Source organism: Tenacibaculum sp. 1_MG-2023, from assembly GCF_030547425.1.
Taxonomy (GTDB): Bacteria; Bacteroidota; Bacteroidia; order Flavobacteriales; family Flavobacteriaceae; genus Polaribacter.
Genome location: NZ_JAUORH010000022.1, coordinates 1 through 16,883, shown reverse-complemented (window position 1 = coordinate 16,883; position 16,883 = coordinate 1). Strand labels below are relative to the sequence as shown.

Below are 16,883 nucleotides of genomic sequence, written 5' to 3'. Positions count from 1 at the left end.
TAAACAAAACTGAATAGATTTTATAGTTATTCTAAAGGTTTATACGTCTGGCTAAAAATATGACTAATAAAAAGTTATTAGATATTTTGTAGAAGAACAATACAGAACTCATTACAAGAAGAGCATTAACATAATGATTAAACATACTTATTCTCGCCTCGAATAAATAATCCTGATAAAAAAGAATTAAAATAGAAACAACAGAAATAAAACTTACTACTTAACAAGTAGAATTGATAGTAATAAGTGTAAATAAAATTTGTGTTTTAAAACATTAATCGTAATATTGCAATACATTAATAAAGAAAATAAAATGGGATTAGCAAAAACTGAAATGTTTACTGATAAGCAAAATGAAATATCTCTTTTTGCTAAAGTCTTTGGACACCCTGCTAGAGTTGCAATTTTACAGCACCTATTCAAAATTAATTCTTGTGTTTGTGGAGACTTAGTTAACGAAATTGGATTAGCTCAACCTACAATTTCACAACATTTAAAAGAACTAAAACATTTAGGTTTAATTAAAGGAAATGTAGAAGGAACAAGTGTTTGTTACTGTATTCATAAAGAAAACTGGATAGCTATGAAAGCTATAATGATAGAGTTTTTAAATCAAGATATAACCACAAAAGAAAATTGCTGTTAAAAAAATTTATCTTAATTAATCGTATAATCGCAATAAACATATATAACAATGAAACTATCACAAACAAAATCAGTATTAAAAGAATTAAGAACTATTGGTTTTCAATTACCTAATGGAGAATTAGTACCAAACCATTTTCATGTTACAGAAGTTGGTAAAATAACAAAGCACTTTATTGATTGTGGTGGAACTGAAAGAAACGAAGAAGTTATAAATTTCCAACTTTGGAATGCAAATGACTATGACCACAGATTACATCCAGAAAAACTGTTGAATATTATTGAGCTTTCTGAAAAAGTATTACAACTTAAAGATGCAGAAATAGAAGTAGAATACCAAGGTGATACTATCCAAAAGTTTGGGCTTGATTTTGACGGTAATAATTTTTTACTTACTACTAAACAAACTGACTGTTTGGCAAAAGATAAATGTGGGATTCCTATGGAAAAAGTATCTACCATAAATAATGAATCTTGTTGTTCACCTGGTGAAAACTGTTGCTAACTAAATATTAAGAAAATGACAACAACAAAACCAACCCTATTTTCAGAAATAGAGCAAGAAATCAAAGAATTAAATCCGCTAACTATTTCAACCGAACGTAAAGTAGTTTTACAACCCCTAACTGATTTTATTCAGTCAAAGGTTTCTAAAAACAAAGAAATCCGTATCAACTTTATCTGTACTCATAATTCACGTAGAAGTCATTTATCACAAATTTGGGCACAAACAATGGCTAATTATTTTAATATCAAAAACGTTTTTTGTTATTCTGGCGGAACCGAGGCTACAGCACTTTTTCCTATGGTTGCTGAAACTTTGAAAAACTCTGGTTTTCAGGTAAACATTATTTCTAAAAATGAAAATCCTGTTTACAGTATTAAATATGCTGACAATGAGCATCCAATAATAGGGTTTTCAAAAAAATTAGATGATGAATTTAATCCTAAGTCTGAATTTGCAGCTGTTATGACTTGCTCACAAGCTGATGGAGGATGCCCATTCATTGCAGGTGCAGAAAAACGTATCCCAATAACTTTTGAAGATCCTAAAGTATTTGACAACACCCCCCAACAAGCTGAAAAATATAAAGAAAGAAGTATTCAAATTGCTACTGAATTATTTTACGTTTTTTCACAAATAAAATCATAAAGAATGACAACAAAAAAATTAAGCTTTTTAGACAGAAATCTAACATTGTGGATATTTGTTGCAATGGCTTTTGGAGTTGGACTTGGATATTTTATACCAAGCTTCCCTAATATTATAAATTCATTAAGTAGCGGAACTACAAATATTCCAATTGCAATCGGTCTAATTTTAATGATGTACCCACCTTTAGCAAAGGTTAATTATTCATTATTACCAAAAGTTTTTAAAAACACGAAAATTCTTTCGATTTCACTTATTCTTAATTGGATAATTGGCCCTATTTTAATGTTTATTTTAGCTATTACATTTTTACGAGACTATCCAGAATACATGGTTGGGTTGATTTTAATTGGATTAGCCCGTTGTATTGCCATGGTATTAGTATGGAATGACCTTGCAGAAGGAAACAGTGAATACGGAGCAGGTTTAGTCGCATTAAATAGTATTTTTCAAGTGTTTGCTTACAGTTTTTATGCTTGGATTTTTATAACAGTTCTTCCTCCATATTTTGGTTTTGAAGGAGCCATAATAGACATTTCAATTGAAACAATTGCTGAAAGTGTTGCTATTTATTTAGGCATTCCTTTTCTTATGGGAGTATTAAGCAGATTTATATTAGTGAAACTAAAAGGGGAAAAATGGTACACAAATAAATTCATTCCTACAATTTCACCAATAACATTAATAGCTTTATTATTTACTATTGTGGTGATGTTCTCTTTAAAAGGCGAATTGATTGTGCAAATTCCAATGGACGTTTTAATCATTGCAATTCCTCTTTTAATATACTTTACTTTAATGTTTATTATTGGCTTTTTCTTTACTAAAGCCATGGGAGCTGACTATGACAAAACAGCTTCTGTTGCATTTACAGCCGCGGGAAATAATTTTGAATTAGCTATTGCAGTAGCCATCGCTGTTTTTGGATTGAATTCAGGGCAAGCATTTACTGGAGTTATAGGTCCTTTGGTTGAAGTGCCTGCTTTGATTTTGTTGGTAAGGGTTTCCTTTTGGCTAAAGAAAAAGTATTATGGAAAAACCAACACTTAAAGTGATATTATGTTATACAAAAGATAATGCAATTAATTAAACGCCTCTTAAAATTATTCTTTTTTTATTAGGTAGTGATTCTTATTCGTTTTAAGAATCTTCAAACCAACTAAATTTTGAACTAGCTAAAACAAAAACATTTTTGTGTCAAAAAACTCACTAAAAACTGATAAATAAGGTTTTACCTTACTTTTTTTATGTTTTTTTCCACTTCTTAATTTTTATTTATTTATAAGTTTGATAAATTTTAAAACAACTTAAATTATGTTAACAAACATTTCAAACTTAGGTACTGTCCTAAACAAGTCTGAACAGAAATCTATTAACGGAAAAGGTGATGATTGTTACTCTACAAATGGTTATGACTGTCAACCATTTAATAATCCAAATTATTTCAACTGTTTAAGAACATGTGCTGGGTCTTGTTCAGGAAGCGGTCAATGTTTTACAATGATTAAGTAAAAAAAAAGCGAACTTCGGTTCGCTAGTTTTTAAATCTTTCTTATACGCATATATGACAACCATCAGGCATAACCTGACATACATCAGTTCCCGCACATGCAAAACCACTTTCTGGAGGAGCATCTGGTAGACATTCATAGCATTCACTACCGTTACTTCCTTTAATTTGTTTTTGTTCAAACTTATTTAGAGCTTTTCCTAAGGTTACTAAATTTTTCATACTAAAAATTTTAACAATTATTTTAATCTGTGAACATTTAATGGCACTCACAGCATATGCCAATTCTCCGCGAAAAATTATTCTAAAAATAAGCAAAAAACAATATAAAAGACTACATACCAGAACATTTAAATATTCCAAAACATAAAATATGTTTTATAAACTCTTTAAACCCACTAGTTTTTTTCATCTGAATTAGCGTAGCGCCTCTATAAAAAGATCACTTTTTCTTGTGTTTATTTTTTATCTTTGAAGCAATAAAATTGTAAAAAACCTATACATATTAATATGTAGACAAAGTGTATATACCTTACACCATAAATAGCTATGCCTTATCAAAAAAAAGATATTTTAGATTTATCACACAAATCTTTAAAAAAAGTACCAAAAAGTATTCTAAACAACCCTAACCTAAGAGAACTTAATTTAAGTAACAATCAACTTACTGAATTACCAGATTTCATTACAGAGTTAAGGCGTTTAGAAGTTCTTAAGCTTAGAAATAATAACTTTAAAACAGCCCCAGAACTAGTATTACAATTAAAAAATTTAAAAAGCTTATCACTTTCTGAAAATCAAATCGAAGTTATTCCTGAGTCATTTAGTAGACTACTAAATTTAGAGAAATTTGATATTGGTGCTAATCCATTGGTTGAATTTCCAAAATGGATTGACAAATTATATGTTTTAAAAGATCTGGGAATCTACAGTCTTAATTTAGATCATTTACCTGAGGTAGTTTTACGGATAAAATATTTAGAAACTATTTCTTTAGATGACAATAACCTCGTTACCTTACCAAATTCTATTGATAATCTAAGGTATTTAAAAGAATTGTGGGCAGAAGGAAATTGCTTTGAATATTTACCCGAAAGTTTTGGTAACCTACACCAATTAGAAAGAGTTAATTTTTCTTTTAATAACTTTAAATACCTTCCTAAGTCAATTTGCAATTTAAAACGATTAGAGTTTTTAAGTATTAGCGAAAATGATATTAGAGAATTACCTCATAATATAGGAAAGCTTAATCAATTGACAAACCTAGACCTTAGTTATAATCAAATAACTTCTTTGCCTAAATCATTTTCGAGTTTAAATATCGAGCGTTTGGAGGTATGGTTTAACGGAAATCCATATAATGAAACTACCAAAAGACAAATAAAAAGTTTATTCCCTGAAATTGATGATTCAGAACTGGAAGAAGAAGTTTTAGTCTATAATAAAGAAAAAAAAACATCACAAAATACAATACAAAAAGACGTTGATAAGAGTAGCTTTACGGTGTTTTTTATTTTTATAACTATAATAATTATTCCTGTACTTTTTATTCTTCTTCCTAAGATATTAGATACTGAAGATCCTATAGTAAAAGCTACAAAAAAAGCATATAGTGAGTATAATACCATTTTTACTCTTTATAAAAAAAATCGTGATAGTATACTAAAAAACAACAGTACTTTTTATGTTTACACCAACGACACTTCCAAGTTAAAAGCAACTTTTTATCCTAATTTGGAGCCCTATACAAACCATTATGTTTCTTCTTATTCAAATATACAAGCAAAAACAGATGCGCTTAAAAAATTCTTACAAGACAAAAGCCTAGGTTATAAAGTTATAGTAAACAATAACCGTGTAAGACTTATTCAAGCTACTTTATTTGATTCTATTTACACTGACGCTTCTATAAAAAAATACAGTCTCGTTGTCGATTATAAAATGAGTAAGGAAGAAATTGAAATCAAAAAACAGCGAAGAACGAAATACATGGATATTTTAAATAGACGTAGAGATACTGTATTTAACTCCGAAAAAATAGTGCTTACTAGTAAAGAGCTTACAGATAGAAAAATAAATAATGGATTTAAAAGAATTTTATCTCCTATTATTGATTTAAATAATAAGGAATATCATTTTTACTTTTCTCCTTATGACAATAATTTTTCAAAACAAGATTTTATGAAAGCCATTGAAGACTTTAATGCCATGTATATAAAGACAAATAATAATAAAAACATAGGAGAGATTAAAGAATTGGTTATTGAAACAGAATAGTTTTAATTTTGAGCATAAAAAATAGTCACCTTAACTTAATAAAGTGACTGCTTTTTGTTAGCCCTAATTAATACTACCTAGTACAACGCAAAATCAATATTCTCAATATCTGATCCTCTAAAAGCTCCAGTAATACTACCTTCTAATTTTTGAGGTAAAATCACCTTTTTTAACTTCTTACTATCTTTAAAAGAATCTCTTCCTAAGATTGTTATATGCTCTGGGATTGTAAGTTCTTCAAAATCATTCTCAGCAAAACAATCGTTATACAATGTAGTTACTGACTCTGGTAAATCTATACTCGTAAGCGCATTACCCACAAAGCAAAACATATGAATCGTTGTAATTGATGCTTCAATAACAAGTTTTTCAATCTTATTTCTCCCAAAAGCCCCTCCTCTTATTTCCGTTACTTTTGAGGGAATTACCAATTCTTTAATTTCATTCTTATAAAAAGCATCCTCATCTATATACTCTAAAAATTTTGGTAAGGTTACTGTTTTGAGTCCTTTATCATCAAAAGCTTCCCTTAGTATATACGTTACAGGTTTATTGTTTATATAGTCGGGTATCACAACACTAGTTGACTTTCCTATATAATCTAAAATTGCAATGCCTCCTTTGAATTCTCTAAAAGAATACTCTTTATTTTTTAAAATAGCAACTTGTTCTTCCATCTTTGCTTGATATAATGTTTTATTATTAATTACAAGTGTCAAATGTATACGGTAGATAGTACTGTATAAAAAGTAGTTTGTTTTCGTAGTGATTGTTTTTATATTCGTAGTTACACTGACCAAGTTTGTAAAAGTCACTATACTATATAAAAATAGAAACCTTACCTTTAGAATGACTGTGTATATAACTGTAAGTAAATATTGAATCAATGAATAAAAGTGAAATCGCAAAAAAATATCTAAAGCATCTCGAAAACGGAAATATAGAAAAGGTAATTGATCTGTTTAGTAGTAACGGAATTGTTGAGTCTCCTATCTATGGAATTAAAAAAGCAGACGTATTTTATCGTGAATTAAATAATGATACTTCTAATTCTGAACTTTTCCTAAAAGGAATTTTTGAACAGAATGACTCAAATAATTTAGCTCTTTACTTTACCTATAAGTGGACTTTAAAAAACAATGAAAAAGTAGAATTCGATGTTGTTGATATTATTGAGCTTGATTCTGAAAACAAAATAACAGAGCTAAAAATAATTTATGACACAGTTATTTCTAGAAAATTAATCAATGACTTAAATGAGTAAAACTCAACCAATCAAAAATGCTGAAGTTTTTAAAGAAAATATTTAGTAAAAAAGAAACCTTTTTTGGAGCTACAAGTTATGAAACGGACAACATGATTTGTGGAGTTGGTAAAGCCAGAATCTTAGAAACTGAAGTTGAAATTTTAGCATACCCTTTTAAACCTTCATTTGTATTTCCTAATAAAAAGATTAAAGCTAGTGAAATAACAGCTATCTGTTATCAATCCTATCCTCCATTAATTAAAATTGATAATGAAGTTATACTTATTTCAAGAGAACACACCGAGTCACTTAAAGAGTTTGCAAAGAGAAACAACATAGCTACTTTTAAAGAAACAAAAAACTGGAACTGGTTATTAGAACCATACCTAGATACAGCTTTTACTCCAGAAGAAGACATTAAGACAACACAATTACTAAATAGGCATGGTGTTTCAACTGCTGAAATAGCACAAATAAGAAACGAAGTAGGAAAACAAATGTATAAATACAATTTTGACACCATGCTTTGGGATTGGTTTAGTTTAGGTTTACCAGATGTTTTAGTTGCTATGAGAGTTAAGTACAACGAAAAAAAATTTGCTGACTTTTATAAAAGAGCAATGGAAATTGAGCTTAGAAAGACAAAAACTAATAATTAAGACACTATCCTATGAAAAGTACTAGCCTAATTTTCCAAAGTTAATATTTATTTTTTAGTAATCTTTAAAGATACTCGACTTACTGCTTTTTCATCGATGCAGAAATAGGAGAAGAAGTTATATTATTACCTTTTAAACATCACAAAACTAATTCACCTTATCAATCAAGTGGACCTATTTTGTGAGAAAAAATGCTAAAAACCCAAAATTAGAAGTTAATGAGATTCCAAAATTTCTCAATCATAGATATCTTTCTTTGAGAGGATATGATAATGATGGAATGATACAGGAAATGGATACTTGTAGGGGTGATGATTTAAGAAATAAGATTCAATTATTTTTAAACAATCTTGAAGTATCTTATATACAAATACATAACGCAATATCCGGATGCTACAACTGTCAAGTAAATAGAGTAACGAAATAAAGCGATGTCATTTTATTCATCAATCTATACCCCCAATTAACATTCTTAAAATAATTTTCACATAACTTTACAACAATTAAATTGCACACAATTTAATTGCGTGATATATTTGTGCCGTTATTTATAAGTCAATTATGTCAGAACAATTAAAATTAACCAATCAAGTATGCTTTCCGGTTTATACGCTAGCGAAAGAAGTAATTAGTTTATACCGTCCCATACTAAAAAAGCTAGATTTAACATACCCTCAATATTTAGTAATGTTAGTTTTATGGGAAGAAGGAGATCAAAATGTCTCAGAAATAGGTTCTAAACTTAATTTAGACAGTGGTACCCTTACTCCTTTGCTTAAAAGGTTAGAGCACAAAAAACTTATAGAAAGAAAAAGAGAGATAACGGACGAACGCGTTGTGAAAATTAATTTAACAGAACTGGGAGAAAATATCCAAGAAAAAGCAGAATGTGTTCCTGGTCAAATTATGACTTCTCTAAATATTTCTGTTGACAAATTAACAGAACTCAAAAATATAATAGAACATATATTAAATCAGGTTAATGGAAAAAATAAAACCAATTTATAATATCAGCGCCAAAGCAACTGGCGGAAGAAACGGACATGTAAAAAGTGAAAACGAAGTTTTAGAACTTGATGTTAGGCATCCTAAAGCACTGGGAGGAGCTAATGACGATTATCCAAATCCTGAAATGCTTTTTGCAGCAGGATATTCAGCTTGTTTTGATAGTGCATTAAACTTAGTCATCAAAAAATCTAAAATTAATACTGGTACAACTACTGTCAAAACAACAGTAAGTATTGGTCAGATAGAAAATGGTGGTTTTGGACTTGCAGTAGCATTAGATGTAAATATTCCTGATGTTTCTTTAGAAGAAGCAAAAGCCTTAACCGAAAAAGCTCATCAAGTTTGTCCTTACTCAAATGCTACAAGAGGAAACATTGAAGTAAAATTAAATACAACAAATAATTAAATATTAATATAATGTCATTAATAGAAAATCTTAACTGGAGACATGCTGTAAAAGCTTTTGATCCAAATAAAAAAGTAAGTGAAGAAAATATTGAAAAAATTATTGAAGCTGCTAGATTAGCACCAACCTCATCGGGGTTACAACAATTTAGAGTTATTTCAATATCAAATCAGGAGGTTAAAGAAAAGTTAGTACAAGGAGCTTTAAACCCTGATTCTATGAAAGACTGTTCACATGTGTTAGTTTTTGCTGCTTGGGATAACTATACGGCTGAAAGAATAGACAAAATGTTCGACTATACTACAGACGAAAGAGGGTTACCAAGAGGTAGATTTAGCAGTTATACTGATATGCTTAAAAAAGCTTACTTAAACCTTCCTAATGAAGTTAACTTTGCACACACATCAAGACAAACTTATATTGCTTTAGGATTAGCTTTAGCACAAGCAGCAGAGTTAAAAATAGACACTTGCCCTGCTGAAGGATTTGACAATAAAGTGGTTGACGAAGTTTTAGAATTAGATAAAATGGGCTTAAAAAGTGTATCATTGATGTACATTGGTTATGCTGACGATGAAAAAGATTGGATTAAACCAATGAAAAAAGTTAGAATTCCTAGAAATGAATTCGTAATTGATGTAAAATAGTACAGCAATAAACACTAACTCAACTAAATGCTTTTCTTACAGCTTTGTCTGTTTATAGAAAAGCATTTAGTTTTTTTAGAATATTTTCAATAGATAAAATTTCATGTTTCATTTTAAAATGAAATAAGATATAAAATCGTCATGTACTTTTACACTCAAATAAACAATAAGTAACTATGAACGCTATAGAGAATATATTATTAAACTTTTCAGAAACAAGAAGACGAAGTATAAAACTGTGGAAAGGTATTCCTGATGAGTTTTTAAATTGGAAACCTGATTCAGATGCCTTTTCGATTATCGAAATGATAAGACATACGCTTGAAGGGGAACATTTGTTTCATACAATTATTAAAAACAGAGGTGATTTAAGTAATTATAAATCTCCTTGGGTAGATTTGGCCTACTCAAATTTAAAAAATGAACTTAGCTTTGCTGAACAATATCACAATAGTTTTATGGAGATGATCAAGACATTTAATGAAGCTGATTTAGAGAACATACGAATAGAGCGAAAAGAGGTAGGTCAGAGTAAAACATTAGGAGATTATTTAAATAGAATGGTATATCACGAAGCTGTTCATACAGGTCAAATATTAGGGTATTTAAGAACACTTAGCGTTAAATATCCTCAAATATGGGATTAAAACAATACAAAAGTTACTACTATCGAAGAGTTAGAACATCAATTTAGTAAAATTGCTGCTATTTTAGGAGATAAGTCCCGCGCTATCATCTTATGGAATTTACTAGACGGTAGAGCCTACACTGCTACAGAATTGGCAGCAAGCGCAAATATATCGTTGCAATCGGCAAGTAATCATTTAAAAAAATTGGTTTCAGTAAACATCTTATCAGTTGAAAAACAAGGAAGACATCGCTACTTTAAATTTGCTAACGAAGAAGTTGCATGGGTTATAGAATCAATGGCAAGTTTAATTTCTATCGATAAAGACTACAAGAAAATTAAAGCTCCCAAATTAAGTGATTTTACGTATGCCAGAACCTGTTATGACCATTTGGCAGGTAGCCTTGGGGTAAAAATAACAATGTCTTTATTAGATAATGAAATCATTAAAATTTCTGGAAAAGATTACATAGTTACGAAATCAGGTAAAGAATGGTTTGATGAAATTGGGGTAGATATTCATGCTATCCAACACAAAAAACGTTCTTTTGCTCATCAATGTTTAGATTGGAGTGAAAGAAAGCACCATATTGCAGGAGCATTAGGTGCGTCTCTTCTTGAAATAATGGTAAAAAAAGATTGGTTACGTAAAAAACCAAACTCTAGAGAAGTAATTATTACCTCTATTGGAAGAATAGAATTAAAAAATAGGTTAAATTTAGAGGTGTAAATATATAATATCAACTTCTTTGAAAAAACTACTTTACTTACTTCTCTTTCTGCAAATTTCAGCGCAAGCACAACAAATTTTGTTTGTTGGAAACAGTTTAACCTATACGAATAACATGCCTAAAATGTTGGAATATATTGGTAAACAACACAGAATAACTATAAATACCAAAAGCTTGTGTTTTCCTAATTATGCTATTATTGATCATATTAATGACGGAAAACTTCAAAAACTATTAGCAAAAAAACAGTTTGATTACGTTATTATTCAACAAGGCCCTTCCTCACAAACAGCAGGAAAAAGAATGCTAATACAAGACGGAGCTACTATACAAGCACTTTGTGAGCAATATAACACCAAACTTGGTTACTTTATGGTATGGCCATCTGTTAGATATTACCATACTTTTAACAAAGTAATAGAGAACCACAAATCTGCCGCAAAACAGAACAATGCTTATTTATTTCCTGTGGGAAATATATGGAAAGAATACAATACCTATAAAGGAAAAGAGTCTTTATACAGTCTAGATAACTTCCATCCTTCAACTGCTGGAAGTTTTGTAGCTGCTCTTACTATTTTTCATCAATTATATCCAACAAAAAACCTTCAACAACTCCCTTTTAAAAAATATAAAAAATGGGTAACTGATGAAGATTCTTTTAACTTGTTAGTTCAGTTAGTACAAAAGTATTAGGACTTCATACATTTTTTCAATACCTGTTCTGCTCTTTGTACATTAAACTTAGGGTAAAATTTTTCTTTTATTTTTTCTTCCTTTCCTAACTCAATAGCTCTTTTTACATTATTACAAAAAGGTTCTGTAGATTGTCCAAAAAAACGAGCTGCTCCCATATCCGATTCAGCTTTACTTAAAATAACTCTCGGATTATTAGGAGCTATTTTCAATGCTTTTTCATACAACGCTGCATTTTTCATCGACATAGTCATCCCGTACTTCTGTCCATCAAAAGCCATATATGAAACATGTAATAATGCCTGTGTAATTAATATTTCCGGATTTTCTGGTGAAATAGATTTTGCAGTATCTAAAAACTCTTGTGCCTTATTTAATTTGGCAATTAACGATGCTTCTTCTTTTATTTGAAAACTCTCTAAGATATTAATCATCCCTGCATAATAAGACGGCAACCAGTTGTCTTTTTCAGCTTTAGAAATTCGCTCGAATAATTGAGCTGCCTCCGTTGTTTTATTCCCTTTCCAAAGCTCAAAAGCTTTTTCCATTCCTTTTTCGTATTTATTTTGTGCTGATATACTTACTGTAAATACTAATACTAAAACTGTAATAATTTTCTTCATGTTAATTGATTTTAATTAATACTTCAAATATCTTTTTATTGGTGTTATTTATATAAAATACTATACTGAGTTGTTGCTTTTTATAACTGAATTGTCATTGTTTAAAGGTTATTTAACTGGTTATCTTTTTTATTATCACTTATCGTCCAAAAGAATCCAACAAAGAAGAAACTATCCGCTGATGGTATTATAGCTTGTCGATTAAAAGTACCTGCTGAGTTTGGTGTGTTTTTATAATTATATCCAAATACGTTTTGTGTACCCAACACATTATTTACCGAGAAATACAATATTTTTTGTTGGCTAATTAAATACGCCCAATTCAAGCTTACAGAATTATAATTCTTTGTTTTTTGATTTAAAAATCCACCTTTATTAGGGTTGGTATAACTTCTACCTGAAGCAAAATTATAACTCATTCCTACTTGGCTTTTCCAATCTGCAATCCAATGCTTAGCAACTACCGACAAGTTATGTTTTGACGCAAAATTAGGAGTCGCTTTTATAGCATAGTTTTTATAATTTCTCTCAGTATCTAAAAACGAATACGACACCCAATAATCTGTGTTTTTTATATTTTTATTATCTCTCCAGAAAACATCAATTCCTTTAGAAAAGCCTTTTCCTAAATTTGAATAGTTTGAATATGGTAAAGCTGTATAGGTATCGTACTTAACTAAATCTTTATACTTTTTATAATACCCTTCTACACGCAATATTTGTTTATTTTTCACATACTGATAATTCGCTATAAAGTGTGATGTATTCTCTGCTTTAAACTCCGTATTGAATTTTAAATATTCATTTTTCGGATTTTGATAAAAGCGACCGTAAGCCAAAGAAAACTGTGCATTTTCTCCTAGTTTATAAGCTATAGAAGCTCTTGGTGAAATGGTAAATTCATCTAACAGTTCAGAGTTTTCCATACGTACTCCTACTTTCGTTGCTAACTTTTTACTAAAAAAGATATCTGCTTCAATAAAACTTCCCAAAATATTACTGTCAAATCCGTACGTAGCATTACCATTTGTTTCACTGTTATAATCTTCAGAAAAATCAGTTATAAAATATTCTGCACCAAAATTCAGTTTAAATCGGTTTGAAAATCTTTTTTTCAATGTTGCTTTAACATGAGCTGAGTTTTCATTATCTACAACCTTATCATCTAGTATATTCATTTTTGAATTATCGTTAGTAAACGATACTCCTCCTGTAACTGTCCAGTTATTAGCTAGATGTTGTTTATAAGACCCGTTGAAGTACAAGTTTCTATTTTTCAATCCAAAACGAAATCCATCTTCATAATTAATATCCTCTTGAATCATATCAAAATCAGCATAACTATAAGCTCCATACAACTTCAACAAAGACTCATTTTTAAATCTAAAACGGTATACAGCTTCTCCATTTAATGATTGCACTGGTTTATTCCAAGTATTCCTATCGGGAAATAATTTTTGATAAGGTGCTAAATTGATATACGAAGCGTTCACACTTAGTGAGTTTTTTCCAAATACCTGCGTGTTTCCTACTCCTAAACCAACTGTCATTAGTGAGATATCTGTCTTCTCTTTTATTGCTTCGTCATTCGTATTTAGTAATAAAACACTCGATAGTGCTTGACCGTATTCCGCAGAATATCCTCCTGTTGAAAACGTAATTCCTTTAAATAAAAACGGAGAAAATCGCCCACGTGTGGGAATGTTAGGTGCAGAAGGACTATACGGAGTAAATACTCGAATTCCATCAATAAAAATTTGTGTTTCATCCGCTTCTCCCCCACGAACAAATAAACGCCCATCTTCACTTACCGAAGAGGTTCCAGGTAAAGTTTGCAAGGCTCCAACAAAATCTCCTAAAGCATTTGCGGTGGTTACTACATCTAAAGGCTTTAACGCTGTTACTTTGGCATTATCTCCGGCTTCAAAAGTTCCTGCATTTATGGTTACTGCATCCAACGTATTTACATCTTCACGAAGTATTATTTTTAAATTCTTAAACGTTGATACTTCGGCTGTTTTTATATACGTTTCAAAAGAAATAAAAGACACTGTTAATGTTTGTTGTCCTTCTTCTGAAGTTGTAAAAAAGAAGTCTCCTTTTTCGTCAGACGAAGCTCCGTCATAAGTCCCCGCTAAATATACATTTGCTCCTTCAATAGGATTCCCTTTAGTATCAGTTACTTTTCCTGCAATAGTAGTTTGTGCAATTAATAATGTATGCGTTAAAAAACATACAACAAGTAATAAATGTTTCATTTTGTTCGTTTTTGACATCACAAAACTGCTTTCTTTTCAAACTTTAACACAAAAAGAAATACTCAACTGTATAATTTTACGGATGAATTGTTTTGCACACTAAAACTAAGATTACTTAACTACCTTTATTTTACCTTTCTTGCTTTTGATTATTCAAATCTTGCTAAATTTTAATACGTAAGACCTACAATACTTTTGATAAAGTTGTACTTTTACATAGTATAAATTAACAACAATGGCACACGATTTAAGTGACTATAGAAAATCTTACGAAAAAAGAGAATTACTAGAGAATAACTGTCCTGAGAATCCTATTGAATTGTTTAGAGACTGGTTTCTTGCTGCAGATGAATCTGAAATGGTAGATGAAGCAAATGCTATGACCATTGCTTCTATTGGGTTAGATGGTTATCCGAAAAGCAGGGTTGTTTTATTAAAAAAATACACTTGGGAAGGTTTTATTTTTTATACCAATTACAATTCAGAAAAAGGAAAGGCTATTTTAAATAACAACCATGTGTGTTTATCCTTTTTTTGGGCTGGCTTAGAACAACAAATAATTATTAAAGGAAAAGCAGAGAAACTTGCTGATAATTTGTCTGACGGATATTTCGAATCGAGACCAGATGGAAGTAAATTAGGTGCTTGGGCTTCTAATCAAAGTGAGGTAGTTACCTCTCGTAATGAGCTGGATAACATCCTTGCTTCTTTTGAAAAAAAGTTTGAGAATCAAGAAATCCCTAGACCTAAACATTGGGGTGGTTTTTTAGTAAAACCTGTTTCTGTTGAGTTTTGGCAAGGACGTCCTAACCGTATGCACGATCGCATTAGATACACTTTACAAAAAGATTTTTCTTGGAAACTTGAACGTTTAGCCCCTTAGTTTTATATTTACATAGTATTTTACAATTAAATGAAAACACTTTATATCGTTCGTCACGCAAAATCATCATGGAATTATGATAGTGTTAAAGATATTGACAGACCTTTAAAAGAACGTGGTATTAACGATGCCCATCTTTTATCTAAGTACCTAGCAGAAGAAATAAAAAGACCCGATGTATTTCTTTCCAGTAGTGCCAACAGAGCGCTTCATACGGCTGTTATTTTTTGTGAGAACTTTGGGTATCCTTTATCCAATCTTAAAATAAAACGTCAGTTATATAGCTTTAGTGATGGGTATTTGGTAAAAACTGTAAAGGCTCTTGATGATAGCTTTAATAGTGCTATTGTATTTAGTCACGATCACGGTATTAATAGTTTTGTTAATAAATTTGGGAATAGGCCTATTGCTCACGTAAGTACTTGTGGAGTTATTGGAATAGAGTTTGATACTAAACATTGGAAAGACATTAAAAAAGGAAATACTATTTTAGTAGAGTTTCCTAAAAACCATAGATAAATCAATACATTTTGAAGATAAAAAAGTACGGCGCTATTGATATTGGATCTAATGCAGTAAGGTTATTAGTAGCCAACGTTATTGAAGAAAAAAATAAAGAACCACAGTTTAAAAAATCATCCTTAGTTCGCGTACCCATTCGTTTAGGAGCTGATGCTTTTGTTTCTGGAAAAATTTCAGAAGCCAATACACAACGAATGCTTGATGCTATGCAAGCCTTTAAGTTAATCATGAAAATTCATGGTGTTGAAAAATACAAGGCTTGTGCAACTTCAGCGATGCGAGAGGCAGAAAATGGTGAAGAGGTTGCCGCTACTATTTTAGAAAATACTGACGTGAAAATTGATATTATTGATGGTAAAAAAGAAGCTGCAATAATTTCATCTACTGATTTAAATCAATTAATAGAATCTGATGCTACTTACTTATATGTTGATGTTGGTGGAGGGAGTACAGAATTTACCTTATTTTCTAAAGGAAAAATTATTAACTCTAAATCGTTTAAAATAGGTACTGTACGTTTACTTAACAATACAAAACCAGAAAACAAAGCTCTTTTTAAAAAGGTTCAAAAATGGATTGAAGAAAACACAAGTAGTTACAAGCGTATTTCTTTAATTGGTTCAGGTGGAAACATTAATAAATTGTTTAAAATGTCTGGTAGAGATAGTGGCAAGCCTATTTCATACATCTATCTTAATGCTCAGTATCAATTCTTAAAAAAAATGAGTTATCAGGAGCGAATTTCAGAATTAAGTTTAAACCCTGATAGGGCCGATGTAATTATTCCTGCTACAAAAATATACTTATCTGCCATGAAGTGGAGTGGTGCAAGAAAAATATACGTTCCTAAAATTGGGCTTTCTGACGGAATAATCAAGAGCTTATACTTTAATAAGCTTTAATTTATTATTACTTTTTATTGAGTTATTAAGTTACGTTCTGTTTTATTTGTTTCCAGGTCATAGGCTCATTATTAATCATTCTAATAATA

The 16,883-nt window shown here is 30.2% G+C and carries 22 protein-coding genes; 18 read left to right on the top strand and 4 right to left on the bottom strand.

The annotated features are described in order from the left end of the window. Positions 1-313 precede the first annotated feature (313 nt). The 5 genes from Q4517_RS13235 to Q4517_RS13215 all read left to right on the top strand — a co-directional run bounded on the left by Q4517_RS13235 (position 314) and on the right by Q4517_RS13215 (position 3,310). Complete coding sequence (locus Q4517_RS13235; protein WP_303510268.1) at positions 314-646, top strand: helix-turn-helix transcriptional regulator; 333 nt, start codon at positions 314-316, stop codon at positions 644-646. 48 nt (positions 647-694) lie between these two features. Then, positions 695-1,150 (top strand): DUF6428 family protein, encoded by a 456-nt coding sequence (locus Q4517_RS13230; RefSeq protein WP_303510265.1) that lies wholly within the window; start codon positions 695-697, stop codon positions 1,148-1,150. 15 nt (positions 1,151-1,165) lie between these two features. Continuing rightward, positions 1,166-1,798 carry a low molecular weight phosphatase family protein gene (locus Q4517_RS13225; protein ID WP_303510263.1) on the top strand — a complete coding sequence of 211 codons (633 nt, stop codon included), beginning with the start codon at positions 1,166-1,168 and terminating at the stop codon, positions 1,796-1,798. Positions 1,799-1,801: 3 nt separating this feature from the next. After that, positions 1,802-2,848, top strand: coding sequence for an ACR3 family arsenite efflux transporter (arsB, locus tag Q4517_RS13220; RefSeq protein ID WP_303510261.1), 1,047 nt, complete (start codon positions 1,802-1,804; stop codon positions 2,846-2,848). Positions 2,849-3,112: 264 nt separating this feature from the next. Continuing rightward, on the top strand, positions 3,113-3,310 hold the full coding sequence (locus Q4517_RS13215; RefSeq protein WP_303510259.1) for a hypothetical protein: 198 nt from the start codon (positions 3,113-3,115) through the stop codon (positions 3,308-3,310). 40 nt (positions 3,311-3,350) lie between these two features. Here the strand turns inward: Q4517_RS13215 and Q4517_RS13210 are convergent, their stop codons facing one another. Then, on the bottom strand, positions 3,351-3,530 hold the full coding sequence (locus Q4517_RS13210) for a hypothetical protein (RefSeq protein ID WP_303510257.1): 180 nt from the start codon (positions 3,528-3,530) through the stop codon (positions 3,351-3,353). 327 nt (positions 3,531-3,857) lie between these two features. Here Q4517_RS13210 and Q4517_RS13205 point away from each other — a divergent pair, with 327 nt between their 5' ends. Beyond that, a complete protein-coding gene (locus Q4517_RS13205) occupies positions 3,858-5,585 on the top strand; it encodes a leucine-rich repeat domain-containing protein (RefSeq protein WP_303510255.1) in 1,728 nt (575 codons plus the stop codon). A gap of 77 nt (positions 5,586-5,662) precedes the next feature. Here Q4517_RS13205 and Q4517_RS13200 read toward each other — a convergent pair whose 3' ends face one another. Next, positions 5,663-6,262, bottom strand: a complete 600-nt coding sequence (locus Q4517_RS13200; protein WP_303510254.1) for a leucine-rich repeat domain-containing protein — start codon at positions 6,260-6,262, stop codon at positions 5,663-5,665. A gap of 209 nt (positions 6,263-6,471) precedes the next feature. Here Q4517_RS13200 and Q4517_RS13195 point away from each other — a divergent pair, with 209 nt between their 5' ends. From Q4517_RS13195 to Q4517_RS13160, 9 genes are all read left to right on the top strand, one after another. Continuing rightward, complete coding sequence (locus Q4517_RS13195; RefSeq protein ID WP_303510253.1) at positions 6,472-6,849, top strand: nuclear transport factor 2 family protein; 378 nt, start codon at positions 6,472-6,474, stop codon at positions 6,847-6,849. Positions 6,850-6,866: 17 nt separating this feature from the next. Continuing rightward, positions 6,867-7,490 carry a hypothetical protein gene (locus tag Q4517_RS13190; RefSeq protein WP_303510250.1) on the top strand — a complete coding sequence of 208 codons (624 nt, stop codon included), beginning with the start codon at positions 6,867-6,869 and terminating at the stop codon, positions 7,488-7,490. A gap of 181 nt (positions 7,491-7,671) precedes the next feature. Then, a complete protein-coding gene (locus Q4517_RS15470; protein ID WP_368506470.1) occupies positions 7,672-7,917 on the top strand; it encodes a DUF1203 domain-containing protein in 246 nt (81 codons plus the stop codon). 134 nt (positions 7,918-8,051) lie between these two features. After that, positions 8,052-8,498 carry a MarR family winged helix-turn-helix transcriptional regulator gene (locus Q4517_RS13185; RefSeq protein WP_303510247.1) on the top strand — a complete coding sequence of 149 codons (447 nt, stop codon included), beginning with the start codon at positions 8,052-8,054 and terminating at the stop codon, positions 8,496-8,498. Further along, entirely contained in the window at positions 8,473-8,904 is a 432-nt protein-coding gene (locus Q4517_RS13180; RefSeq protein WP_408034058.1) for an organic hydroperoxide resistance protein, read from the top strand. Before Q4517_RS13185 ends, Q4517_RS13180 begins: the two co-directional genes overlap by 26 nt. 11 nt (positions 8,905-8,915) lie before the next feature. Continuing rightward, positions 8,916-9,551 carry a nitroreductase family protein gene (locus Q4517_RS13175; protein WP_303510245.1) on the top strand — a complete coding sequence of 212 codons (636 nt, stop codon included), beginning with the start codon at positions 8,916-8,918 and terminating at the stop codon, positions 9,549-9,551. Positions 9,552-9,727: 176 nt separating this feature from the next. Continuing rightward, a complete protein-coding gene (locus tag Q4517_RS13170; RefSeq protein WP_303510243.1) occupies positions 9,728-10,198 on the top strand; it encodes a DinB family protein in 471 nt (156 codons plus the stop codon). Between the two features lie 21 nt (positions 10,199-10,219). After that, positions 10,220-10,909, top strand: coding sequence for a helix-turn-helix transcriptional regulator (locus Q4517_RS13165; protein WP_303510336.1), 690 nt, complete (start codon positions 10,220-10,222; stop codon positions 10,907-10,909). A 19-nt stretch (positions 10,910-10,928) separates the two neighbouring features. Continuing rightward, the gene (locus Q4517_RS13160) at positions 10,929-11,606 is read left to right on the top strand and encodes an SGNH/GDSL hydrolase family protein (RefSeq protein ID WP_303510240.1); all 678 of its coding nucleotides are present in this window, start codon (positions 10,929-10,931) and stop codon (positions 11,604-11,606) included. Here Q4517_RS13160 and Q4517_RS13155 read toward each other — a convergent pair. Further along, entirely contained in the window at positions 11,603-12,229 is a 627-nt protein-coding gene (locus Q4517_RS13155) for a M48 family metallopeptidase (protein ID WP_303510237.1), read from the bottom strand. The genes Q4517_RS13160 and Q4517_RS13155 overlap by 4 nt on opposite strands. A 101-nt stretch (positions 12,230-12,330) precedes the next feature. Further along, positions 12,331-14,487, bottom strand: a complete 2,157-nt coding sequence (locus Q4517_RS13150; RefSeq protein ID WP_303510232.1) for a TonB-dependent receptor — start codon at positions 14,485-14,487, stop codon at positions 12,331-12,333. Between the two features lie 235 nt (positions 14,488-14,722). Between Q4517_RS13150 and pdxH the strand changes: the two genes are divergently transcribed. From pdxH to Q4517_RS13135, 3 genes are read left to right on the top strand one after another with little or no spacing between them, the layout of a single operon-like run. After that, positions 14,723-15,370 carry a pyridoxamine 5'-phosphate oxidase gene (gene pdxH / locus Q4517_RS13145; protein WP_303510229.1) on the top strand — a complete coding sequence of 216 codons (648 nt, stop codon included), beginning with the start codon at positions 14,723-14,725 and terminating at the stop codon, positions 15,368-15,370. A gap of 30 nt (positions 15,371-15,400) precedes the next feature. After that, positions 15,401-15,889: a histidine phosphatase family protein gene (locus Q4517_RS13140; protein WP_303510228.1), complete on the top strand. Its 489-nt coding sequence runs from the start codon at positions 15,401-15,403 to the stop codon at positions 15,887-15,889. 8 nt (positions 15,890-15,897) lie between these two features. Further along, entirely contained in the window at positions 15,898-16,794 is an 897-nt protein-coding gene (locus Q4517_RS13135) for a Ppx/GppA phosphatase family protein (RefSeq protein WP_115900493.1), read from the top strand. The last annotated feature ends 89 nt before the right edge of the window (positions 16,795-16,883 follow it).